This is a genomic window from Lysinibacillus sp. KCTC 33748, assembly GCF_002237755.1.
Lineage (GTDB): Bacteria > Bacillota > Bacilli > Bacillales_A > Planococcaceae > Lysinibacillus.
The window spans coordinates 19569-44745 of sequence record NZ_MWSJ01000011.1 but is presented as its reverse complement, the minus strand read 5'-3'; the positions used below and the strand labels follow the sequence as shown (position 1 = coordinate 44745).

Genomic DNA, 25177 nt, shown 5'->3' with positions numbered 1-25177 from the left:
ATCACGCAGAGATGAAAATAGCATGTCCCTCACTAGTAGTGTAACTTATCCTCCCTTTCCAGAAAACATTTTAAAGATATACCAATATATTCAATAAAATCTAACGTTGCCGTTAACAATTCTTTCTACGCTCATATATTTTTCAATGTTCTCACCGATAAAGGACATACTATCAATTATAGATTTATCAAAAACGAACATTCCAAAAAGTATATAATTTGACTAGAACTTGATATAGTATGTATTTAGGAATAATCAATTTGTTTGGTGGTGTATATATGAAGAAGTTCAGTATGGATTTATTAATGATTACGGTCGGAGCGCTGCTTTTTGCACTAGCTGTAAACTTATTTGTTATACCTAATGATTTAGGTGAAGGTGGCGTTACAGGTGTAACAATCATTGCCTATTATTTGTTCGGATGGTCGCCTAGTATTGTGAGCCTTGTGTTAAACGCAGCTTTATTAGCAGTTGGTTATAAATTTTTAAGTAGACAAACGACTATTTATACAATTATTGCCGTGTCCCTCCATTCACTCTTTTTACATTTAACAGAATCGTGGTCAATTTCTTCAAATGAAATTATCGTGAATACTATTTTTGGCGGGGTGTTCGCTGGAGTTGGTATAGGCTTAATTATAAGAGTTGGTGGAACAACAGCAGGTTCAACAATCTTAGCTAGAATGACCAATAAATATTTAGGCTGGAGTATTAGTTACGGTTTATTGTTTTTTGATTTAATCGTTGCTTTTTCATCTTATTTTATTATTGGGGCAGAAGCATTAATGCTTACTATTATTATGCTTTATGTCGGAACAAAGGTAATGGAGTTTGTTATTGAAGGTGTGAATCCTAAAAAAGCTGTTACGATCATTTCGAAAAAACCTGAAGAGATTGCCAGTCATGTAAATGGTTTTATGAATCGAGGCGTGACGGTCCTTTCAGGTCATGGCTATTATACGAAAGAGCAAAAAGAAATTCTGTATATTGTCATTAGTAAACAAGAAGTTGTAAAGCTGAAGAAAATCGTCAAAGAAATAGACAAGGATGCCTTTATTGCCATTCATGATGTACGAGATGTCTTTGGACATGGATTTATTGAATTATCTAAGGCTTAATAAGATAACTGAGAAAACACCTTTTGTTGAAAATGGGTTTAATCCCCTCTCAACATTAAAGGTGTTTTTTAGCGCTATTCATGCTTAGCTGAACCCTTTATTCTCTTACCTGTAAGGAAGTTTCAATAATCGTATCTAAAAGTTGTGTATAAGACATTCCTGCCGAGGATGCGCTTTTTGGCAGTAAGCTGTTTTTTGTCATTCCTGGCAATGTGTTTACCTCCATGACATATGGGATTCCATCCTTGAGCATCATATCAATTCTGGCATAAACACTACATTTTAATGCGTCATAACTGGCCTTTGCAGCTTTCGCAACTCGGTCATGTATGGCAGACGGAAGTTCTACAACCTCCTCGATCGTTGCGGCATCTTCGTATTTCGCCTTGTAATCAAAAAATGTTGCTGTATGGCGAATCGAAATAATCGGTAAAAGCTTGCCATCTATAATAGAGCATGTTATTTCTTCACCCTTTATATATTTTTCAATAATGATTTCAGCATCCCATTTGAATACGTCCTCAACCGAAGTGAGTAAAGAATCTTTATCATAAACTATTTTTACCCCTACACTGGAGCCACCCGAATTAGGTTTTACTACTAACGGATAGCCCATTTTGTCTAACTCATCCCACTGAAGCTCCTCAATATTCGAAAGATGAAGCCAATTTGGAGTTTCAATTCCTTCATAACGCAAAATTTTTTTCGATATATTTTTATCCATACAAATACCGCTAGATAGCATCCCACTTCCGGTATATGGAACACCTAACGTTTCTAGCACACCTTGAATCGTTCCATCTTCTCCAAATTTCCCGTGAAGCGCTAGCAGGGCAATATCGAGATTTTTCACCTTTTCTATAAGCTCTTTTTTATCATGTAATTCAATTGCTACAACTTCATATTTACTCTTATCTAAATGAGCAATCATTTCCTCCCCTGTCATAATAGAGACCTGCTTTTCAGAGGAAACGCCTCCCATAATAACGCCAACCTTCATATTTTCAACTCCCCATTTCATTTTTCAAGGTATCTCCAATGATCTTAATACCCCGCACAATATCCTCTTCTGTTAGCCGGGAAAATCCTAAGCGAAATGTGTTACTTCCTTCGCCATTACTGTAAAAAACATCTCCAGGATAAAAAACAACTCCCCTTTGATAGCACTTTCCCAATAATGTACGAGCATTCATTCCTTCTTCAAGCTCAATAAAGAGATGCAGTCCACCATCTCCTGTCATTCTCTTAAAGGAGATGTATTGATGGCATGCTTGACGGGCTAATTCATATTTTTTCTTATACACGAACTTAGACTTTTTTAAATATTTTTCAAAATAGCCATCCTGTAAATATTGATAAAGTACAGCCTGATCTAGTGTCGATGTATGAATAGTACGGGCTCTTTTCATACTTTCCAAACAGTTGATGAGCTCCTTATCTGCTAATATCCATCCAACACGTAAGCCAGGAAAAAGAATTTTAGAAAAGCTACTGATATAAATAACATTATTGCCCTCACCGATAAAAGTCATTAACGGTGCTAAATGCGAGCCTGAATAACGTAATTCTTCATTAAAGCCATCCTCTACAATCGGAATTTGATATTGTGAAAAAAGCCTAATAATTTCAGCTCTTTTTTCAGAGGATGTAACAATGCCTGTCGGGTTATGATAAGACGGGATTAAGTAGGCAAAATCAAATTCCTTTTCCGACAAGCTTTTCTCAACTTGTTCAATATCGATACCGTCATCCTTCATGTCGATTCCGTGGATCTCAAATCCATGTAAGCGAAAAAGCTTTAATGCTGCATGATGAGTAGGATTTTCGCAAATAACACATCCAGATTTTTTCGCTAAGGAAGATAATAAAATATCCAATCCCTCGGTAAAGCCATTCGTAATCAAAATATCCTTATTGGAAATATCTACGCCCTTCATTTCCATATAGTGAAGAAGGTACTCGATTAACGGTTTATAACCCTTTGCGTACCCGTAATTCAAAACGATATCACCTTCAAGGGACATTCGAGTCAGAAAGGATCTTTTAAAATTTTCAACATCAAAAAGCTTTTCTTCGGGGGCGATGCTATTAAAGGAAATCATGCCTTTTTCCCAGTGAATATCTTGCTTCATTAAATCTAATTCATCAGCTAATAAGGTAGCTTTATTAAGCCTTTCCTTCCATTTAAGCTCGATGGAGGGTGCTTTCAATGTTGTGACCTTCCCTACAAAGTTTCCTTTTCCTTTTATCGCATAAATAATGCTCTCTTGCTCTAAATCTGCATATGCATTCAGTACCGTATTTCTACTGACCAATAATAATTTACTTAGTTCACGGGTTGATGGAAGCTTCTGATGCTCCAGCAAGTGTCCCTTCATAATCTTTTCCTTCAAATAATCTTTTAACTGAATATAAACCGGACGATCATCGATAAGCTTAAAATCATTAAACATTTCCTTGACCTCCTTGCTTTATTTTTGCATAACCGTATCTAACTCAAAAGGTCCACAGTATATGTATTTTCCCATCCGAGTGGTATGGTTCCAACCTCAAAAGAATGCAATCCTTCAACATGAAGAATTGCACCTATTATATTCTATTTATTATTTTTTTTCTTGAACATGAATCGTTGTATATTTAATAAATTCTAATTGAACACTTCGAAAATATTCATAACTTCATATAGTATCTTAAAGCACTAATCTTACTCGTCTCCTGGGAATAAGTAATCATTTTGATATACAGTTCTTTTTTAACAGTCCTCTAAAGAACCCACTTCATTTCCGAAGAGGAATATTTACCCACTTTTAAATGTTATATTATATTTATGGATATTTTCTCTAAATCAATTACACTGAACATAAGATAAAGTGAAAAACAGAAAGGAGTTACAACATGGAAGAAATCTTAACGATTACAAATTTGACGAAAAGTTATGGTAGCAAGGAAATATTAAAAGGAATCGACTTGCACGTCTCGAGGGGTGAAATCATTGGCTATATCGGCCCGAACGGTGCTGGTAAAAGTACGACTGTCAAAATCATTTTAGGAATTGAAGGCGATTACGGTGGAGACATTAAGCTTTTCGGAGAGAATATCGGCAAAGACAGCCTTGAATATAAACGAAGAATTGGCTATGTACCGGAAATAGCAGACGTTTACGATAATTTAACGGGGTATGAGTATTTAACCTTCATCGGGCAGCTTTATGGTCTTGAATTAGAGGTGGCTGCTGATAAATCAAAATCCTTAATGGAATTGTTCGGTGTTGGAGAAGCGTATCATTCCAGAATATCTTCTTATTCAAAAGGGATGCGGCAAAAGCTATTAATTATCGCTAGCCTTATACATAATCCCGACTTGTTATTTTTAGATGAGCCAATCAATGGGTTAGATGCAAATAGTGTGATGATTTTCAAAGAAATTTTGACTCAACTGGCTGCCCAAGGAAAAACAATATTTTATTCCTCTCATATCATGGATGTTGTCGAAAAAATCAGTAGTCGTATCATTTTGTTGAATGATGGGAAAATTGCTGCCGACGGGACATTTGCCCAACTACAGGCAGACAATACTGAAGGAACTCTGGAAAGAATTTTCAACCAATTGACAGGCTTCCATGATCATCAGGAAATTGGCGAGAAATTCGTTTCTATTGTACAAGAGGTATGAACATGAAAGATTTTAAAATCCTACAATTGCTTGATAAAATTCAATTTATCTTTGTGAGAATGGGCATCGATTACGACATCATGAGAAAGATTCTCCATATAAAACTAACAATGGATGAGCGCAAAGTACCGACAATATTTAACCAAGCATCAAATAAAAACAAAGAAGAGCAAAAATACGGCTACATCAAATCTTTATGGATTTATGTATTATTTGGGCTTATGTTAATTCCTTTTATGGGATTTGGTCAAAACTATCTTTTCCAGATGAGTATTGCTTATGCCATGATTATTTTTATCATCATGACAACATTGATTTCTGATTTTTCTTCCGTACTTTTGGATGTACGGGACAGAAGCATTCTCTCGACCAAGCCTATCTCTGCTAGGACGGTCAATGCGGCCAAATTTATGCATATTTTCATCTACTTGACGTATTTAACGATTGCTTTTACTGCCATCTCCTTAGTCGTTGGCCTATTTAGGCAAGGAATTGTATTCTTTATTTTAACGTTGCTCTTACTAGTTTTAATTAATATTTTTATTGTCGTATTAACTGCTGTTTTATATATTGCTATTTTAAGATTCTTTGATGGAGAAAAGCTGAAAGATGTCATCAATTATGTACAAATCGGCTTATCCTTAATGCTGATGATTGGCTATCAAGTTCTTATTAGATCCTTTGAATTCGTCAATTTTGATATGGTCGTAACATTTCATTGGTGGAGTGTTTTTCTCATTCCTATGTGGTTTGCCGCTCCTTATGAATTACTGCTAAACGGTGACGTCTCTTTATTTACAGTGATCTTTAGTATTTTAGCTGTCGTCATGCCGATCATTTCAATATGGCTTTACCTAAAGCTAATTCCAACCTTTGAACGTAATCTGCAAAAACTATTAAACACTAGCAAATCGAGAAAAGAAAAGAACAATCGACTTAAGACGATTTTGTTAACAATCATTTGTAGAACAAATGAAGAAAGAGCTTTTTACCGCTTCGCCTCCCTTATGATGAAACAGGAGCGAGAGTTTAAACTGAAAGTATATCCATCTTTAGGATTTTCATTTGTCATTCCATTTATTTTTATGTTTTCTTTTTCAAGGAACGAAGCTATTGATTATTCCGTTAGCATGGGCTATTTAAACATTTATTTCAGCATGCTAATTATTCCGACAGCTGTGCTTTTGCTTGGGCATTCCGGCAAATATAAAGCCGCTTGGATCTATAAAGTCTTTCCAATGAAAGATTATACAAACTTAAAAAAAGGTAGCTTAAAAGCATTTTTGATTAAATTGTATATTCCATTGTATATTGTTCTGAGCATCATTTTCTGCTTCATTTATGGTACGAGAATTATCCCTGATTTACTGACTGTTTTAGTAGCAAGCTGCATGTACACAGTCATTTGTTACCTCGGAATGGGAAGCAAGATTCCTTTCACAAAGCCTTATAATGAAGTTGGCGATGCCCAGAGTTGGAAAACTCTTTTGTTGTTAATTCCATTAGGTATGCTGGCGGGGCTACACTATTTAATAGCTAGTCAGATTTCCTTTGGGTCAATTATTTATCTAATTGTGCTTATTATCACGAATTTAATTATATGGAAACTAGTTTTTAAACGTACACAGTAATATCTAGTGACCGTAAAAATCCAGCAAGCTATACTAACCATCCCTTTGCTTAGTGGATGCCCCTCCTAGCTACACTTCATGAACTATCATATATAAATAACTTGGTCTAATCGGATCAAGTTATTTTTCATTAGCTTTTTTAACTTTCTCACTAGCTACAACAACAATTAAATGTAATACAGAGATAATTACAGCAATACTCGCACCGATATTATAAGCTTCTAAATTGTATACATTTATAAATGAAATGCCTACATTATCTAAAGTGCTAAATAGATTGTCCGTTCCCCTTACACCAGCTTCAATTTTATCCAATAACCAAAAAACAATAAAAATTCCAAGTAAGGTCACTAATGTAGAAATAAGAGCTTTTACAATAGACTTGCCCATAATTATCCTCCTCCTTTAAAAACATTTCATTAGAAGTGTTTGCAGAACTACACTTAATTAATAGCTAACCAATTAGGATGAAGCTGTTTTTTGGTTGGAGCTTATAAGAAAACCGCTTTAAAAAGCTTTTTTCTCATATATACGAATAGATAGTAGCCATGACCCAATATACAATATAGCAATTGTAAGGATAGCTACAAGATACATTTGCGTTTCTTGTAAAGCTAGGAACTTTCGTGTCAATTCCCTTAATGTTTCATTTAAATTAGGGATTAAAAGCTTAATCGTTGCTAGATAGATGCCAAATAAAGCACCTGCAGCAAGCATTAAATATTGCCTTTTAAATTTATAAAACACTGGGAGCAAGAGTGAAATAGCGACCATGACAATACCGATAATTAGCAGTATTGCTTTCCACGAAAACGGTGTTTCTTTTCCATTTAACAGGAAACTCCCTCCGTAAGTAAGCATTATAAATAGTGATGTAAATATTAATACACCTACATACCTTGAAGAAACAATTTCCCTTCTCGTATATGGAAGCGAATTGAGCAGCATATTAGCGTTATCTTTTTCATCATAAGACAAAGCCATATTAATAAAGGTTAGACTACATACAACTGCAATAGGAATTGGAGAAACATCTATCAATAAGTAAATTATTATAGTAGCAATGTAAATTAAGAATACTTTCTTTTGTATTAAAATATCCTTAAATATAAGGTTAAACATACAGTTACCACCCTTTCTTCGTATAATACATAATATCTTCAAGCGTTGGTTTTTCCACAATCACAGAATCCCCAAATATGTTTGCCACACGATTTTTATCAGCTGTTAATGCTTCAAAGCCTGCATTCGTTTTTCTAATCGAAATAAACTCTTGTTCCGTTTCTATATCCAATAAATCTAACTTCCCTTTGACAAGGGCATATTCCTCTTCAATTTTATAAAATTCTTTCGTGAAAATATGTTCTCCGTTATGAATAAAGGTAATATAATCCGCAATACGATCTAAATCTGTTGTAATATGTGTTGAAAAGAAAATTGTTTTTTCACCATCCTGCATTAACTCATGCAAAATGTTTAGTAACTCTCTTCGAAATATCGGATCGAGCCCAGCAGTTGGCTCATCCATAATAATTAATTCTGCATGATGAGCTAGAGCAATGGCTAACGAAGCTTTCATCTTCATTCCCTTCGAAAAGTTCTTCATATTTTTATTCAATGGTAGTTCGAATTTTTCAACATAATGTTGAAAAGTGTTATCATCCCAGTTTTTATAGGCGGGTTTAATAATCTTTTTCATATCCTTTAACGTTACATTTTCATAAAAGACATTTTCATCATAGACAAAACCAATACGTTCTTTTATTTCTTTCCCATGTCCCTTATATTTCATACCAAATAATGAAACAGTACCACTATCTTGCTGTAATAAGTTCATTATCAACTTGATCGTTGTTGATTTACCTGCACCATTTCCCCCAATAAATCCAGTTACATAGCCCTTTTTAACGTTAATAGAAAAATCCTTTACCTGAAATCCATTAAAGACTTTATGAATATTCTGTAATTCAATGACATTTTCCATCATTCATCCTCCGTATACAATAATGTAAGCATTTCTTTAGTGTCCGTTTCTTTCGCGAAATGAACGAACTTTTCCAACAAATAGAATCCATCCGTATTTCTCAAGATCTATAATATAATGTATATACACTTTATATACAATATATACACACTATACTAATTTTGCAAGTAAAGAATTATTATTAGCCCCAAAAAAGAACATGGGACTGTTAAATTACAATCCCATGTTTTCAATTCCAAACTATTTAGTTGATAAAACTTAGCCTAGGTAACTATTTAATTAGTGCATGATTAATTGTTGATAATGCTTCATTCACTTCGAAGATCTTCCCACGAATATCGGTAACACCAAAACTTGTTAACCGTTCTGAATGCATAATTAAATATTGTTCAGCATCTGTTTTGGTTTCAAATAAATAGATCCCACCCGCTTCTTTAGCCGCTGCATTCTCAGTCCAAATCTTCCAAATCACACCTGACTCTTCATTAATACTTTTCGCTAAATCAACGAATGCCTCGGACATTTCTTCACCGAATGGCCCATCCATTGTAAAATCAACTTGCAATAAATATTTCATGATTAAAACCCCCATTTTATATAAAACGACTCTTTTATTTCATTACAAAATAAGTTTCACCAAGTATTTCTTTCGCATCATAAGCAGTCGTTGAAAGCTCTTTTTCAGCAAATACGTTGATATCTTTTTGCTCAATATCATACATAACTTCAATCTCTTTCGAAAAAAGAAGCTTTTCTTTCTCAAGTAAACTGAAAAGTGCTGGTTGTTGTTTTGGCTGTAGTTCATCTAAATGAAGAACTTGTTTTAGCCCAGCAATATAGGATTCTAACGTTCGGCTGCCGACAATTTTCACACCTTTATTTTCTTTGTTCAACATGATAATACTTGGAAATCCTTTTACGCCTAGTTGTGAAGCTAGCGCAAAATCCTCACTTAATAATTGCTGTCCAATCGGTAGCTCGGCCTCTTTTATAACCTTCTCCCCATCAAGTCCGATATTATTAACGATTTCAATTAAAACAGATTTCTCTGCAATATTTTGATTAAATACGAAAACTGCTTCTCTTGCGCGGCGTAAAAATATATTTGCTAAATCCTCATTTTGCTGTTGAATCACTTTATAAACCTTAGATGGAGGATAGGAGGACTGAATGGGATTCTCAAGCCAAAGCGTACCATCAATCGGCATACGACTCTGCTCGCCAACCTCTCTCCAGTGTCCAGCCACATCAGATGGGCGTGATATACCATTAGATACATCAGCAAAGCCGGCCCATTTTTCTAGCAAACCGCCCATTATAGTATGGAAATTTATATAATGACCGTATTGCTCTACAAAGCGACGAAGAATCGGTTCTAATGCCCAACAATGCGAGCAGATTGGATCTGTCACATAATATAAATTAATCGATTTCCTTTTTTGATCGAAATCAATCACCTGCATTTCGTTATCTTCTGAAACACCACATACGCCAGTTTCTAAATCACAGATTAAATTATTGTTCGTCATCATACTCACCACTTTCATTTTAATTGCTTTATAAGCGTAGTTTAGTAAATAATGAAGATCATCTGTACCAATAGTTCTTTAGATTTGTCGTATATACAACACATCGAAGAAATTGTTTAAAAAGTAGGGAGTGATACAAAAATATGACTCAATCAAAGACTGACCCTCGTGTTCTTCGTACTCGCAAATTAATTATGGATTCTTTTATTGAACTTTCAGGTCAAAAAGAGTTTAAGGATATTACTGTGAAGGATATTACGACAGAAGCTATGATTAATCGCGCAACATTCTATTATCACTTTCAAGATGTATATGATTTATTGGATAAGGTATTATCCGAAGTATTATTAGTTAATTTAAATTGTAGTATCTTCGAAAAAAGCGATCTAAATGAAGAATCAATTATTCGTATTTTTACAGCCATCACGAACTTTCAAAAATCTTTATCTAATCGATGTCATAGAGGATACGAAGATACCATTTCCCGTATTATTAGGGAGCATCTCGAAATCGTTTTATACAAGATGTTATTAATACAACATAATACAAAAGAGGATGCGGCACTAAAAACTACCGCTGTCATACTAGGCTGGGGAATTTACGGTGCTTCTGTGGAATGGAGAAAAAATGGTACGGATAAATCCCCGGAGGAATTTATTAAATCGTCAATACCTTATATATTATCTGGGATTACATTAGATTCTAAAAACTAGGAGTTTCCATATCACATAAAAATAGAGCATGTTTTGAAAAGATTGTTCAAAACATGCTCTGAATATTTAACGATTTAAACTCTCTATATATTTTTCTGATTCGTCCGCTATTCGCTTAAATTCAATATCATGAATATAGTGTGAGCAATCCCATTTTATTAATTTGCTTTCTTTATGCTTACTGATGAAATCTCTTTGAAATTCATTCCACGCCTCCTCATTCCAACCTGTCCCTTGACCGTTTGAAGAGAACAAAAGCAGAGGAACATTTGGAATTCCAGCCGCTCCTACCTTTTCAGCATTTTCTTTAATATACTGAACTTCATTTATCATATTTTTAGTTGCCGTTCTGCGGTAAAAAATCACTTTATACATCTCTTTTTCCTCATCTGTTAAAGTCCCATATTTTATAGCATCACTTTCAGACAGACCCGAAATCCATCTAGTAAAACCAATATTTGCAGCAAAGGCACTTAAATGAAATAGAGGCATATTTATATCATACTCTTTATATGTGGCAGGTACGGCCATATCCAATCCTATAATTGCCTTTACTTCATTCGGGTAGACTTGTGCCCAATACAATGCTTCAATACCAGACATAGAATGAGGAAATAAAATATATGGTCCTTCAACACCTGATTTTAATAAAGCTTCTCTTGTTTCTTGTAGAATAGTATCCATATCACGGTCAGTATCTGAAATGTCACTAAATCCATAGCCTGCCTTTTCAACGACAACAATTTTATATTTATCGCTTAATAATGAATATAATGATTTAAAATCTAAAACAGGTGAGCTTGTGCCTCCTCCAGACATAAATACAAGCGTATCTTCTCCATCTCCTTCTATGTACACATGCATCTGATGACCATTCACTTCTACCATTTTCCCTGTTGGCGTAAATAATTGATCTTCCTTCGATAATTGGTTTTGATGAATAATATAACTTGTCACAATGATTAACAATAATATCGCTGCAATAATTGAAAAAAGTATCAATATTCGTTTAAACACTGTCTTTCAACCACCCCTCACAAGATTTTTACTATTCATCAAGAACAGATGAAAATTCCCCCAACAACATTTGTATAGCCTTTAGAGTTCCAACATGTAATCGATAAACCGCATCTTTTGGCCATTCATTTCGAACTCATCACCACTTATACACACTTGTTTAAAACCGTTTTTTTCAAGAACCTTTTGAGAGGCAATATTAGTTGTTGTTGTTTTTGCTTTAATCTTTTTTACACTTACTTCTGTTTCTAAAAGTAGTTTTAAGGCTTTTGCCCCTATTCCTTTTCCGCCATATTCTTTACCTACTCTATAACCGACTTCTGCTATATCATTCGTTATATCTATATCGACTAAATTAATTCTCCCAATAATATTGCCTGAGTTATCCCTTATTAAGTAGAATTTCGATTTCTCTTCTTCTTGTTCAGCTAAAAGTTCTCTAAGTTTTATTTTAAAAGTGTCAAACTTATAATAATCTTCCCCACGACTAGGGACCGTTTGTTCAAAAAATAGTCTATTATCCGTTTCAAACTGAAATAATTCTTCTGCGTCACGTTCTTGCAAGCTATTAATTGATATTTCCAAGCACTAACCCCCTTAGTTTTTAAAAAAACTACTATATAACTTATATATGCTTCTTCGAAAACTCGGTATTCAACAAGCTATAGATCAACATATCTTTGCATTCTCCTGTAACACTATGGCATTCAAACTGTCTTAAACAGCCCTCTTCCTTAAAGTTGAATTTCGACAATAACTTCTTTGATGCTATATTTTCTTCCGTGACAATTGCCTGTATTCTTACTAAACCTAACTGATTAAATCCTATTGATAATACTTCTTTAACAGCTTCAGACATAATACCACGATGCCAATATTCTTCAGATAATTCATAGCCAATTTCAGCTCGTTTGCCTGCAAATTCACTCAAGAAAATGGTACCAATAATTTCATCCGTTTCTTTGTTAGCAATAGCAAAACGAATAATCCAACCTTTATCATAGCCTTCGTTCCAAAAATGAATTACTTCATAACTTCTTTCTAAAGTCTCTGGTCCGTTCCAATCAAGATAACGATTTACATTTTCATTTGAATAATAGTTGAATAACGCAGGAGCATCCTCCAACTTCAACTTTCTTAATATAATCTGTTCAGTTTGTACTGTTGGAAAAGAGCTTCCTAATAGTTCGGTAAAGTTCATTTTTTTCTCCCCTTTGTTTGAATGAATATCAAAATAAACTAAAGATGAAAGTTCAAAAGAAGCTGATTAAATTATACCCTACCTATATTGCCTGAAAAAACCTCATACATATTTCATAAAAGAAAATAAGCCAATGCGGTCAAAAACCACACTGGCTAATTCTATTCTATTCTTCTTCTTTTCTCTTTTAGTACAATTCTTTGGATACTCTTTGAAGACAAATAATATTTTTCACCTAAAGTAACCGTGTCCGCTCCCGACAGATAATCGTTATAAAAAATCAATTATGCCTCGGCATAATTGCGTCTGGAATTGGAAGGGAATTAAAACGCTCTATAATTCTTTACTTTTTAACTAAAAAGCAACCAACGAAATAAAAGCTGGTTGCCATCTACTAATATAAATTGTAAATGAGAGGATATGTAAAGCAACTAACATTGCTTCCTCTCCTAAAATAGGTATTTCCGATCTGTTCTAATTTTTATAATATTACCGAAAAATAAAAGGACTTTTATCCCCATCTTTGACACAATATAAGTAACAAGCCTTACAATATGTCATTGACATTCCTGTTCCATTGCTTAATACTATACTTAAAATTCGAGTTTTTTAGGTATAAAGTTCCAACAAAACTCAGAGGAGGAAACTATTTGAAAATTAAAAGTATGAAGCGACGTTTATTGTTCTTTACATTAAGTTTGCTGCTATTGTCATCTGTAATCAATTCTGTATTAGGTGTTTGGGTTGTTGGTAAAAATAGTAAAGAAGTTTTAATTGAGAAGGCCAACGAACAGGTCTATGAAATCGCAAAGCAAGCAGAAACTATATTAAATTCTGAGCGTGATCCCATTCCAGCTTTACAAGATTTTGTGAAGTTAAAAGAAAAGCAAGATAATGTAACCTATGCTATTGTCATTGATACCAATGTAAAAGCTGTAGCGCATAGTGATAAAGATAAACTAGGAAAAACATATACGGATACATACACAATCGATGGTGCTAAACAAGGAAAAAAGCAATTTACAAGATGGTATGCCGAAGTTCAAGGTATATGGACATATGACATCATGGAGCCTATCTATAAAGATGGCGAGCTTTATGGAGTGATTGATATTGGCGTGCCTGAAAGTGGTATTCAATCTATTACAAACTCTGTACTAAGCTATCAGATTATTACAGGTGTAGTGAGCTTTATCATTATAGGTGCTTTAATGTGGTGGATTATCGGTCGCATTGTTGCCGCTATTAAGAATCTCGAAAATATTATTCATCAAACAACAAGCTTAGACTTTACCGCAAATCCAGAATTAGAAAAACTTTTAAACCATCAAGATGAAATTGGTCTTATGGCGAAAGGCATCTCTGGCATGCAATCTTCATTAAAGAATGTTACCGTCAACATACATAATACTAGCACCGAGTTATCAGATTCATCACAAATTCTTATTCAAGTAGCAGAAGATACGGTACGTACAACTGACGAAATTAGCTCAGCTATTAATGAAATAGCAAAAGCTACAGAAGAGCAGGCTCATGATACAGAAAAAAGTGCTGAACAATTAAATCAACTATCCGGAAATATTGATCGTGTTATTGTGCATACAGAAAAAATTGCTTCCATGACAGAGGATATTGAACAATTAAGTAATCAAGGTGTAGAAACGATTAACCAACTTTCTATTTGGTCAGAGAAGAATCGTGATTCTTCTCAACAAGTAAGTAACATCGTTCAAGAAGTAAATAAAACTTCATCTGATATATCAAGCATTGTCAATACAATTACAGATATCGCAACTCAAACTAATTTATTGGCTCTAAATGCATCCATTGAATCAGCTCGAGTAGGTGAAGCAGGTAAAGGTTTCGCGGTTGTTGCTGATGAAATTCGAAAATTATCAGAACAGACATCCACTGCCACTGAAGATATTAAAAATAAAATCTCCGCAATTCAAAATATATCTAATAGTGCTGTGGAGGAAATTAGTACAAGCCTTAGCATTGTTGAGCAAAATGCTAAAGCTACAGAGGATACTAGTGAAATCTTCCATACAATAAAGGTAGCTCTAGACCAAACTAGTGAAGTGGCACAAGAGGTGAAACATTTATCTCATGAGATGAATAAGCGCAAAGAGCAAATCGTTAGTGCAGTTCAAAACATATCCGCTTCTGCAGTAGAAACCTCTGCTGGAGCAGAACAAGTCTCAGCATCCGCAACTGAACAGCTTAAAGGCATTGAAACTGTTTCTGAAAAAGCAAAGGATCTAACCGCTATGGTGGATGCTTTAAGAGATGAAATGAGAAAATTCACTATTTAACTGAACGAAGTAAGGCTAAATAGTATTGCAAAAAAGCTGATTCTTAATTGAATCAGCTTTTTTAACATATAATTTTTATATCAATTTACTGTCTTTGAGTAAATCATAGATGATCGTGTCTTTTACTTTATGAATACCAAATTTACCTATTTGTTTTAACATAAACGGCGCATCTACATCTGTTAACTTTTTACCATCTAGTAAGCGAGCAGTTGAAGCGAGCAAAGTACGAATATCATAAGTAGATCCAAATACTTCTGGAACGCCTCGATCAATATCTAACAATTGATAAACAGCTTCCATCGCTGTTCTTACTGAATACTCAGTTGTGAATACTGTGTCTCTTTCTGTTTCACTAAAGTTACCAATGAAGGCTAAGTTAGTAGATCCTTTAGGGACAACTAAAGGACGATCTCCCATTGCTCTAGGCATGAAATAAGATGTTATATAAGGCATGTAACATGGAATTGTATTACAAGAATTTTGCGCTAAATCCGGTATTTCGTCTACAGGTACACCCATATGATACAACCACTCTTGCGCTATCTCACTTCCAGAACATTCAGTGATACTCTTTTTAATAAAATCACCAGGTTTATTAGATAGCAAACCATAAATCCAAACTACTAATTGGTCTTTTGGTTGATCTTTAAAATGAGGTTGTCGGTTTAATGTATAGCTTAGCATCCAATTAGAATCTGTAGCAGTTACGATCCCCCCCGTAACTACCTTGCCTGCATATGGATCTCTTTTACTTATCTTTTCAATATATGGAGCAACTTTAGCATCCAATGTAGTTAGTGTTGCTGAAACAAACCAACTTTCTTCTGGAAGATCATCGCAGAATTTTTCTGGTCTACCAAACTCAGAATCTTGAGAAGCGATGTTTTTCCAAAGTGACCAGCTTCCACCTAAATCAGTGCTTATAGGAGCTGGCGTATTATTGTCACCATAAGTTGTACTCTCCGTAATACTGCCATTTGTAACAAACACTAATTCATTTTCTGTTAACTCAATGTTCTTTTTCACACCATTTTGTTTTAACACTAAAGTATGAGCTACTTTTTTGTCTCCAACTTTATCAACTAAAACATTCTCTACAACAGTATTAAATTGGAAATCAACATTATGGCTTTCTAAATATTTAATCATAGGCCGTACTAACGATTCGTACTGGTTATATTTCGTAAATTTTAAAGCAGATAAATCAGGTAGACCCCCAACATGGTGAATGAAACGCATAATATAACGACGCATTTCCATTGCTGAATGCCATTTTTCAAAAGCAAACATCGTTGACCAATATAGCCAGAAGTTTGATTCAAAGAACTCTTCAGAGAAAACATCTGTAATTTTTACATCCTCTAACTTCTCTTCAGGAGTAAAGAATAATCTAATCATTTCTTCAGAAGCTTTATCAGATAATGTAAACTTGCCATCATCCTCAAGTCTTTGCCCTCTATTTTCAATCAATCTACATTTAGAATAGTTAGGATCCTCTTTGTTTAACCAATAAAATTCATCTAAAACAGAAGCGTTTTCTACTTCTAAAGATGGGATTGAACGGAATAAATCCCATAAGCACTCAAAATGATCTTCCATTTCCCGACCACCACGGATAATAAAACCTCTTGTCGGGTTTAGAATACCATCAAGGCTACCTCCTGAGATATCTAGCTCTTCGAGAATATGAATATTCTCTCCCTTCATTTGACCATCACGAATTAAAAAACATGCGGCTGACAGTGAAGCTAGCCCCGAACCAACAAGATACGCTGACTTCTCATCAACACCCTCAGGTTTTTTAGGACGTGCGAAAGCCTCATAATTACCATTACTGTAATACATAATACCGCCTCCATAAACTATTATCGTGATATAGCATACCACCAATTCGCATGATAATGGTAAAATGAGAGAGAAATTAACAAAAAATTCAATTTTGAAGTTAAACATTAAATATACATATACCCTATTATTTGACATAACAATTCATTGCATTTTTATAAATTGTTTATCAATGTCTTTTATATCAACGACTTTATGCAACACCTAAAATTAGTTTGTCATTGTAGTGGTTAAACTTTAAGGAACTTGGATTTATTGAATGATCTCCTTCTATACTATTAACCATAAGACTGTCCTAAGTGGTTAAAGTACACAACCTTTCAAGTGCTGCCTCACATAATTACTATAGTAAGAAAACAAAAAAATAGTAATTCAACTTTTTAATTCAATCCGTTTTATTCAAATTTGTAAAATCTACTTTTTATAAAACTATTTAAGCTTCTATGCGAATTTATTATCCTTTGAATAATTTAACTTTCTCCACTCTTTTTGATAAACCGCTTAATGTAAGCGCTGTAAACGAATTTTTAAACGTATAAAAATAAACAAAATTAATATATTTTTAAAAATAATGTTTGACACCTAAAAGGGCGGTATGTAGAATAGGACGAGTGATTATGAGAATCATTATCAATTAAGATGAGAACTATATTTTTTTATTTCTTATTGAGAATAAATCTCATTCAAAAGAATATACGTTGTTAGTTAGGATGGTTAACGAATGGAAGCAAGCGCAAGGAGCGTAGAACAACAAGAAGCAAATATGAAAAAGATTAAGAGCAGACCGCTTATAGCTTCTATTATTTTAATAGCAGGTACGATTTTATTAGCTTTCAGTATGAGCACGTCCATTTCATTTGGAGCAGCAGATATTAGTTTAAAGACTGTCTGGCAAGCTGTTTTTCAGTTTGATGTTTCAAATACACATCATAATGTCATTTGGGAGCTTCGCATTCCAAGAGCAATTGGAGGAGTGGTCGCTGGTGCGTTTCTAGCGGTATCTGGAGCAATTATGCAAGGTATGACACGTAACCCTCTTGCCTCACCTTCTTTAATGGGGATTACAGACGGTGCGGTATTTGGAATTGCCATTACATATGCTTTTTTCCCTAATTCCCCATACATAATGTTTGTTATTGCTTCATTTATTGGTGCTGCATTTGGTGCAAGTATTGTATATGGTGTGGGTTCGTTCTCACCAGGAGGGCTAACACCTGTTAAATTAGCGTTAGCTGGTGCAGCGATTAGTGCACTGCTTGGGGCCATTTCGTCTAGTATCGCACTTTATTTCAATCTTGCTCAAGAAGTAAGCATGTGGAATGCAGGAGGCGTTTCAGGTGTGAAATGGGTAAGTATTGAAATGTTGCTACCAATTGGACTACTTTGTCTTGTTATTGCAATTTTATTGTCAAGATACATTACTATTTTAAGTTTCGGTGAAGAAATTGCAATTGGACTTGGGCAAAATACAACCTTCATTAAATTTATTGGTACTGTACTTGTGCTTGTTTTAACTGGATCAGCTGTATCTATGGCAGGCTCTGTCGGATTTGTTGGGCTTGTTATCCCACATATGACGCGTTTTCTTGTCGGATCCGATTATAGATGGGTCATTCCATGTTCAGCAGTACTAGGTGGGTTATTAATAGAATGTGCAGATATGTTATCGCGTGTGATCAATCCTCCATTTGAAACGCCAATTGGTGCAATTACAGCTTTAATTGGCGTTCCGTTCTTCCTTTATTTAGCTCGTAATGAAGGGAGAGGGAAAATATGAGGCAACGTATCTTAACAACAAAGAATATTTCAGTTTTAGCTATTTTAGCTTGCCTAATTGTGGCAGTATTTTTAATTAGCTTAAATACAGGAACGTTTAAAATACCGCCAATAGAAGTATTGAAATCGTTAATTGGTTTAGGTTCTGAAGAACAATCTGTCATTTTATTCGAGTTCCGTATGCCTCGAATGGTTATTGCTATTTTAGTTGGCTCAGCGCTAGCGATATCAGGGGCTATCATGCAAGGTTTATCTCGAAATCCACTTGCTGACCCAGGAATCATCGGTATAAATGCTGGTGCCGGATTAACAGTTGTAGTTTTCGTCTATTTTTTCTTCGGGAAAGTTGGAACCGGTACGCTACTATCTGTATTCATTCTTCCGTTATTTGCGTTAGTTGGTGCCTTATTAGCAGCGGTTATTATTTATACCCTAGCTTGGAAGAACGGTGTTTCATCCACTCGTTTGATTCTTGTCGGTATTGCAGTTGCAGCAGGATTCGGTGCTGTTAGTTTAATCTTCTCGATGAAAATGACTTCAAATGATTTTCGTTTTGCAACTATTTGGTTGGCAGGGAGTTTATGGGGAACAGATTGGAAATTTGTATTAAGTGCACTTCCTTGGATGCTCATATTTATACCAATCGCATTTTGCAAGGCACATGTATTGAATGTCATGAATTTAGGAGATGCAGCAGCGGTAGGCCTTGGTCTAAATGTAGAGAAGGAAAGACGTAAGTTATTATTTATCGCCGTTTGCTTGGCTGGTGCATCGGTAGCTGTTGCTGGTGGAATTGGATTTATCGGATTAATGGCACCCCATTTGGCAAGACGCCTTGTTGGGGGGAAACATCAAATTATGTTACCGACAGCAGCATTAATCGGCACGCTTCTATTACTATTTGCAGATTTAATTTCAAGAAGTGTACTAACAACCTCAGAGATACCAGTCGGTTTTGTTATTTCTATTATTGGTGCACCCTATTTTATTTATTTACTTATGAGGACAAAATAAAAGGAGTCTTTTTTAATGGTAACTTTAGCAGTTGATTCGATATCCGTTGGCTATAATGAAGGATTAATTATAGATGGACTATCAGTGGAAATCCCGGAAGGAAAGATCACAACGATTATTGGGCCAAATGGATGTGGGAAATCTACATTGTTAAAAGCAGCTTCTCGCATCTTAAAGGCAAAACGCGGATCTGTTTATCTTGATGGAAAAGCAATTGAGAAACAGTCAACGAAAGAAATTGCAAAGAAAATGGCAATTTTACCGCAGACTGCAGAAGTGCCGACAGGTCTTACTGTGTTTGAGCTTGTTTCATATGGTCGTTTTCCACACCAAAATGGATTTGGAACGCTGAAGGAAGAAGATTATCGCTATATTCATTGGGCACTTGAAGTGACAGGGATGACAGAATTTGCAAATCGTTCAGCAGAAGCTTTATCAGGTGGCCAACGCCAACGAGTTTGGATTGCGATGGCGCTTGCTCAAGGAACGGATTTACTTGTATTAGATGAGCCGACAACTTACTTAGATATGGCTCACCAGTTAGAAATATTAAAGTTATTGAAAAAATTAAATCAGGAAGAAGGCCGTACAATCGTTATGGTCATTCATGATTTAAACCATGCTTCTCGTTTTTCTGATCATATGGTTGCTTTAAAAGCTGGTAAACTGATGCATCAAGGAGCTCCAGACGAAGTAATGACAAGTGACACACTTCGAAATGTGTTTGAAATTGAAGCACTAATCGTTTCGTGTCCTGTAAACAGTAAACCTATTTGTTTAACTTACGATTTAACGTTGGTTAATAATCTAGAACAGGAAAAAGCATTATAGGAAATCCCTCTTTCTCTTTTAAATAGATAGAGAGGAAGCATTCTAATGGGTGCTGAGCTCCTCACTTAGCCTGAGAGGCTGAACACCCATTAGAATGAAATGGGTCGTAGACAAATTATCCGGGAGGAACAAAAATATGAAGAAATTTAAACTATCGTTACTAGCAATGGTATTAGTTGTTACATCTATACTATTTGCAGCTTGTTCTTCAGATAAGAAAGAAGAAGAAAAGACCGACACAAAAGCAGAAGAGCGTACGGTAGAACACGCTAAAGGGGAAATTAAAATCCCTGCTAATCCAAAGAAAATTGCTGACCTTAGTGGTTCAACAGAAGAATTATTAATCTTTGGCATGAAACCAATCATTACTGCAAATACGTCTCAAGAAGAGATTGATCCACATATTGCAGATAAATTAAAAGATGTAAAACCAGTCGGCTCAGCATGGGGTGACAAAATTAATATCGAAGCAGTAGCTGCTGCAAAACCGGATTTAATTCTTATCAATGATCGTCAAGAAAAAATCTATGATCAACTATCTAAGATTGCACCGACTGTTATGTTAAAAACTCCATTAGATCAATGGCGTCCAAAGTTCGAGGAATTAGGCAAAATCTTCGATAAAGAAAAAGAGACAGAAGAATGGTTCAAACAGTATGACGCAAAAGCGAGCAAGTTACACGATAAAATCGTTGCTAAAACTGGTGATGCAAAGTTCATGAAAATGGCTGCATATCCAAATGCATTCCGTGTATACGGTGACTATGGTTACGGTAGCGTACTCTTTAAAGATTTAAAATTACCAGCAGTTCCAGGTACACCATTGGATAAAGCATTAGTACAAGTACAAAAAGAAGCTTTAATTGACTACAATCCAGATTACCTATTCGTATTTACAACAGGTGACGGTTCTGAACGTTTGAAAGAATTCCAAGAAGAAACAATTTGGAAAAACATGAACGCAGTTAAGAACAACCACGTATTTATTATTAAAAATGATGCAGTCAATAAAGGATACTTCCCTCTTGGTAAAGAAATGATTTTAGATGAAATTGCTGAATTTGTTTTAGAGAAATAATAATAATGAGAAGAGGCTGGGACATAACTAATTTATCTGTATCCAAAGCCGAATAATAAATTTACTTTTTATTTATTGAAATACAAAAAGCCGAACTATTGTAGAATGCTGTGTCAGCACTGTTATAATAGTTCGGCTTTTCAAGTTACTTAAAACCTTTTGTCCCAACCTCTTTTTTTAATAAAAACCTCGCTTAAGAAGCATGATATAGTTGTTTAGTTATCGATTGCAAATAGTTCAACTTAATCCCCTATTTTATAAATCGTATAAATCTTTCCTTCCCAATTTGCAAAATCTCATCATTCATTAATATTATATCCGTATCCTCTTCTTCAAGTTTTTCCCCATTTAAAGAAACACCCTTTTGTTTAATTAAACGCATAAATTCTCTTTTACTTTTAATATATCCTTCGGTAATTAATGATGGAATAATATCTAATACAGATTCTTTTCCTATTTCAATTAACATAGTGGGGATGATATCAGGCAAAACCTCTCCCTCATTAACGGTCCTACCTATACCATTTTCAATCTCCCCTAATTGTTCTTCAAGTTTTAAAAACATACAATACAACTCCTTCAATATGAATTAATATTGCAAGTTCTATAAGAGTAAAAATCAATTTCGCCTTGGCATAATTGTAGCGGACGCCTTGCTTTCGCTACAGATAAATTATCACAAGACATAACGTAGACTGGGTTCCTCTATAAAGTTGTTTGGACACCTACTGAAAAGGAATCACATCGCATTCATCTTATCATCCACTTCTGCTGAATGAAGATAAAAAAAAACGCCCTTTAGGAATAAACCTAAAGGACGTGTTATGAACGTGTTACCACCTTAATTTAAGAGCTACTCACATAACTCTTCTCAATAGGTACGGCTATATGCGATACCTTTGCATTGATTACGGATGCAAACCCGTCGTAGCCTACTAAAGTTCGGTACGCAGCTCCAAGATGAATTCATTTTAACTTTCCTTGCGCCTCTCATCGACCGGCTACTTTCTGTAAGTTCCATTAAAACTACTAGTTCTCTTCAACACTTTTACTCTTATACTCCAAATTGTTAACAACAATTTTTCGTTATGCAAATCTTGTTAATTATTATAGCGTCTTTTTTTGAATTGTCAATAAATTAAGTTGGTACTGTTTTCACAAAGACCATAGGAACACTAAATTATGTTGTTTCTATACATTACCTTACTAACATTATGCCTTACTGTCTTATGGCCGGCTTTAGTACCTTTACCAATGGCTATAAGCATAACGTCTAAATACCTTTCAGAAATATTTAAGATATCTTTTAATTCCTTAGAATCATAGCCTGACATAGTAATTGTGTCAAAAACCAGCTTCATTTGCTAAAATCGAAAACAATATGAAGTTACTAGAATATACATATAAAAAAGAGGACAAGCTTGTCCTCTTTTTTTATTGCTCCCTAGTTTGTGTGTTTGGCTTTAATAAGAACCAAACAATTACTAAAGTTCCTAGTGCTAATATAAAAGTACCCATATAAATAAAATGTACACTTGAGGCTAATGCTTCTTGCGATTCGGTTACTACGTTTGCTGTAGTTCCTTCATGACCACCAGAAGTTACAAGATCAAGGTTTTTAATACCGCGTGCATGAATCATCGTGTTGAACATCGCCCCGAAAACTGCAGCTCCTAATGTTTGGCTAAACGTATTGATAAATGTGTTTAAGCCAATTGCCGTCCCGCGCGTATGATTTGGAACAGCTGCTTGAATTGTTACCATATAGATAGGTGTAATAAGCCCCATCCCTAAGCCGAATAGTCCAACTGCAACATAAATTAGGAATGCTGGTGAATCTGTCGACAATGTAAATAATGAAAAGGCAGCAACCGAAAGAACGCTAGCTCCAAGTAAAATAATTTGTCTCGTATTTAGACTACCAACTAATTTACCTGAAAAAATAGTGCCGAATGTCCACATTACAGGTAGTGGCATTAATATGAGTCCAGCGTCTGTCGCGTTTTTTCCTAATACACCTTGGCTCCAAATCGGAAGATACATTGTAATACTAATAATCATTGCACCCGACATAAGTGTTAGTATATTAATAATAGATAATGTACGGTTAGAGAAAAGTGCTAGCGGAATTAATGGTTCCGGAGATTTTTTCTCAATGAATAAGAAAATAATAAATGAAACAGCTGCAAAGATTAAGAGACCAACAATTGTCATATCACCCCAGTTTTGCTGACTGCTACCTGTTAATAATGCGTATAGTAAAGCGATTGTACTTAAAGAGAAGACTGTTGCACCAAGATAGTCGATATGATGCTTAGCAGGCTTAATAGATTCTTTATAATAAATGACAATCATTATACAAGCGATAATTCCAAATGGAACGTTTAAGAAGAAGATATAGCGCCAAGAAAGAGAATCCACTAAAAATCCGCCAACTAATGGTCCGATCACACCAGAGATACCCCAAACAGCACTAATCCATCCCTGTGCTTTTGCACGATCCTTCACTTCGCTATATAAGTCACCAATGATTGTCATTGTTATTGGCATAATAGCGCCAGCACCTAGACCTTGAAGGGCACGAAAGACGATGAGCTGTTCCATCGATGTAACGATACCGCAAAGTGCAGAGCCAACTAAAAATATTGTAGCTCCGATCAGTAAAACTTTTTTACGACCGAATAAATCAGCCAGTTTCCCGTAGATTGGAGTCGAAACAGCTGTGGCAAGCATATAAATTGCATAAACCCAACTAACAAGTTCGACACCTGACAAATCATTCGTTATACGGGGGATTGCTGTACTAATAATTGTTCCTTCTACAGCAGATAGAAATGTCATTAACATTAATGATAAAATAACTTTTTTTCTCATATTTTTCCCTTTCACTTCCATCTATTTAAATAACCCAATATATAGCTAAGTTTTTTTATTATATATCAACTAATAACTATGTATCTTCTAAAACGTCAATTTGAATATCTCCACCATTGAAACGGATATCAATAAAACACTTATCGTCAGTCCCCATTAATTTCTGCCTCATTAACATTATGTACTTCAACTGATTTGCCTAGGTTAGCACAAAAAGCGATTGCTCTAATTGAATAATCGCTCGTTAATGAAACAAGAAAAGTTATTCATTAACCTTCTTAATAATTGCTCATTCTATAATTCACAAGACAACCATTAATTTTAACACAAATATCCATAAAAAAACCACCTCAAAGAATAGCTAAAGAGGTGATTGATGTGCAGAGATAATAAAGTTGTAAATTGAGAAAGTAGAATAAAGGAGCGTTCTAGTTAATCTCATTTAAAAGAGCTTGTTACTTTAATTAAAAGGCCCAACTTCTTTGCAAATTAATATAGAGAAGCTGGGTTTTTTCGTTACTTCATTTAGTTATATGAATAGGACTATCTATAGTAGGGGTTAGATTTTCAATTAAA

The 25177-nt window shown here is 34.7% G+C and carries 22 protein-coding genes and 1 other annotated feature; of the genes, 9 read left to right on the top strand and 13 right to left on the bottom strand.

Annotated features, from left to right (window positions below; all coding sequences use genetic code 11):
• Positions 1 to 278: 278 nt before the first annotated feature.
• Positions 279 to 1118: a YitT family protein gene (locus B1B04_RS14400; RefSeq protein ID WP_079562132.1), complete on the top strand. Its 840-nt coding sequence runs from the start codon at positions 279 to 281 to the stop codon at positions 1116 to 1118.
• A gap of 97 nt (positions 1119 to 1215) precedes the next feature.
• On the opposite strand, the gene B1B04_RS14395 is transcribed toward B1B04_RS14400, so the two are convergent.
• Positions 1216 to 2139: a D-alanine--D-alanine ligase gene (locus B1B04_RS14395; protein WP_276207761.1), complete on the bottom strand. Its 924-nt coding sequence runs from the start codon at positions 2137 to 2139 to the stop codon at positions 1216 to 1218.
• A complete protein-coding gene (gene pdxR / locus B1B04_RS14390) occupies positions 2123 to 3571 on the bottom strand; it encodes a MocR-like pyridoxine biosynthesis transcription factor PdxR (protein WP_079562131.1) in 1449 nt (482 codons plus the stop codon). Before pdxR ends, B1B04_RS14395 begins: the two co-directional genes overlap by 17 nt.
• A gap of 442 nt (positions 3572 to 4013) precedes the next feature.
• On the opposite strand from pdxR, the gene B1B04_RS14385 reads away from it, so the two are divergent.
• Positions 4014 to 4790: an ABC transporter ATP-binding protein gene (locus tag B1B04_RS14385; protein ID WP_079562130.1), complete on the top strand. Its 777-nt coding sequence runs from the start codon at positions 4014 to 4016 to the stop codon at positions 4788 to 4790.
• A gap of 2 nt (positions 4791 to 4792) precedes the next feature.
• Positions 4793 to 6421: a hypothetical protein gene (locus B1B04_RS14380; protein WP_079562129.1), complete on the top strand. Its 1629-nt coding sequence runs from the start codon at positions 4793 to 4795 to the stop codon at positions 6419 to 6421.
• A 120-nt stretch (positions 6422 to 6541) separates the two neighbouring features.
• Here B1B04_RS14380 and B1B04_RS14375 read toward each other — a convergent pair whose 3' ends face one another.
• The 5 genes from B1B04_RS14375 to B1B04_RS14355 all read right to left on the bottom strand — a co-directional run bounded on the left by B1B04_RS14375 (position 6542) and on the right by B1B04_RS14355 (position 9934).
• A complete protein-coding gene (locus tag B1B04_RS14375) occupies positions 6542 to 6811 on the bottom strand; it encodes a hypothetical protein (RefSeq protein WP_079562128.1) in 270 nt (89 codons plus the stop codon).
• 117 nt (positions 6812 to 6928) lie between these two features.
• Positions 6929 to 7543: an ABC-2 transporter permease gene (locus B1B04_RS14370; RefSeq protein ID WP_079562127.1), complete on the bottom strand. Its 615-nt coding sequence runs from the start codon at positions 7541 to 7543 to the stop codon at positions 6929 to 6931.
• 4 nt (positions 7544 to 7547) lie between these two features.
• Positions 7548 to 8405, bottom strand: coding sequence for an ABC transporter ATP-binding protein (locus B1B04_RS14365; protein ID WP_079562126.1), 858 nt, complete (start codon positions 8403 to 8405; stop codon positions 7548 to 7550).
• Between the two features lie 271 nt (positions 8406 to 8676).
• Entirely contained in the window at positions 8677 to 8982 is a 306-nt protein-coding gene (locus B1B04_RS14360) for a monooxygenase (RefSeq protein ID WP_079562125.1), read from the bottom strand.
• A gap of 34 nt (positions 8983 to 9016) precedes the next feature.
• On the bottom strand, positions 9017 to 9934 hold the full coding sequence (locus B1B04_RS14355) for a DsbA family protein (RefSeq protein WP_079562124.1): 918 nt from the start codon (positions 9932 to 9934) through the stop codon (positions 9017 to 9019).
• Positions 9935 to 10077: 143 nt separating this feature from the next.
• On the opposite strand from B1B04_RS14355, the gene B1B04_RS14350 reads away from it, so the two are divergent.
• On the top strand, positions 10078 to 10647 hold the full coding sequence (locus B1B04_RS14350) for a TetR/AcrR family transcriptional regulator (RefSeq protein ID WP_079562123.1): 570 nt from the start codon (positions 10078 to 10080) through the stop codon (positions 10645 to 10647).
• A 66-nt stretch (positions 10648 to 10713) separates the two neighbouring features.
• On the opposite strand, the gene B1B04_RS14345 is transcribed toward B1B04_RS14350, so the two are convergent.
• From B1B04_RS14345 to B1B04_RS14335, 3 genes are all read right to left on the bottom strand, one after another.
• Positions 10714 to 11664 carry an alpha/beta hydrolase gene (locus B1B04_RS14345; RefSeq protein WP_240518305.1) on the bottom strand — a complete coding sequence of 317 codons (951 nt, stop codon included), beginning with the start codon at positions 11662 to 11664 and terminating at the stop codon, positions 10714 to 10716.
• An 81-nt stretch (positions 11665 to 11745) separates the two neighbouring features.
• Positions 11746 to 12249 (bottom strand): GNAT family N-acetyltransferase, encoded by a 504-nt coding sequence (locus B1B04_RS14340; RefSeq protein WP_079562122.1) that lies wholly within the window; start codon positions 12247 to 12249, stop codon positions 11746 to 11748.
• A gap of 40 nt (positions 12250 to 12289) precedes the next feature.
• Positions 12290 to 12865 carry a GNAT family N-acetyltransferase gene (locus B1B04_RS14335; protein ID WP_079562121.1) on the bottom strand — a complete coding sequence of 192 codons (576 nt, stop codon included), beginning with the start codon at positions 12863 to 12865 and terminating at the stop codon, positions 12290 to 12292.
• A 650-nt stretch (positions 12866 to 13515) separates the two neighbouring features.
• Between B1B04_RS14335 and B1B04_RS14330 the strand changes: the two genes are divergently transcribed.
• Positions 13516 to 15180, top strand: coding sequence for a methyl-accepting chemotaxis protein (locus B1B04_RS14330; RefSeq protein ID WP_240518304.1), 1665 nt, complete (start codon positions 13516 to 13518; stop codon positions 15178 to 15180).
• A gap of 75 nt (positions 15181 to 15255) precedes the next feature.
• Here B1B04_RS14330 and B1B04_RS14325 read toward each other — a convergent pair whose 3' ends face one another.
• Entirely contained in the window at positions 15256 to 17028 is a 1773-nt protein-coding gene (locus B1B04_RS14325; protein ID WP_079562120.1) for an oleate hydratase, read from the bottom strand.
• Positions 17029 to 17749: 721 nt separating this feature from the next.
• On the opposite strand from B1B04_RS14325, the gene B1B04_RS14320 reads away from it, so the two are divergent.
• From B1B04_RS14320 to B1B04_RS14305, 4 genes are all read left to right on the top strand, one after another.
• Complete coding sequence (locus B1B04_RS14320) at positions 17750 to 18805, top strand: FecCD family ABC transporter permease (RefSeq protein ID WP_079562119.1); 1056 nt, start codon at positions 17750 to 17752, stop codon at positions 18803 to 18805.
• Complete coding sequence (locus tag B1B04_RS14315; RefSeq protein ID WP_079562118.1) at positions 18802 to 19818, top strand: FecCD family ABC transporter permease; 1017 nt, start codon at positions 18802 to 18804, stop codon at positions 19816 to 19818. Before B1B04_RS14320 ends, B1B04_RS14315 begins: the two co-directional genes overlap by 4 nt.
• Before the next feature lie 15 nt (positions 19819 to 19833).
• Positions 19834 to 20649: an ABC transporter ATP-binding protein gene (locus B1B04_RS14310; RefSeq protein ID WP_079562117.1), complete on the top strand. Its 816-nt coding sequence runs from the start codon at positions 19834 to 19836 to the stop codon at positions 20647 to 20649.
• A gap of 136 nt (positions 20650 to 20785) precedes the next feature.
• On the top strand, positions 20786 to 21727 hold the full coding sequence (locus tag B1B04_RS14305; RefSeq protein WP_079562116.1) for an ABC transporter substrate-binding protein: 942 nt from the start codon (positions 20786 to 20788) through the stop codon (positions 21725 to 21727).
• Between the two features lie 250 nt (positions 21728 to 21977).
• Here the strand turns inward: B1B04_RS14305 and B1B04_RS14300 are convergent, their stop codons facing one another.
• Both B1B04_RS14300 and B1B04_RS14290 read right to left on the bottom strand, forming a co-directional pair.
• The gene (locus B1B04_RS14300) at positions 21978 to 22292 is read right to left on the bottom strand and encodes a hypothetical protein (protein ID WP_079562115.1); all 315 of its coding nucleotides are present in this window, start codon (positions 22290 to 22292) and stop codon (positions 21978 to 21980) included.
• A gap of 245 nt (positions 22293 to 22537) precedes the next feature.
• Positions 22538 to 22779, bottom strand: a binding site (T-box leader).
• Between the two features lie 382 nt (positions 22780 to 23161).
• On the bottom strand, positions 23162 to 24601 hold the full coding sequence (locus B1B04_RS14290; RefSeq protein WP_079562222.1) for an MDR family MFS transporter: 1440 nt from the start codon (positions 24599 to 24601) through the stop codon (positions 23162 to 23164).
• Between the last annotated feature and the right edge of the window lie 576 nt (positions 24602 to 25177).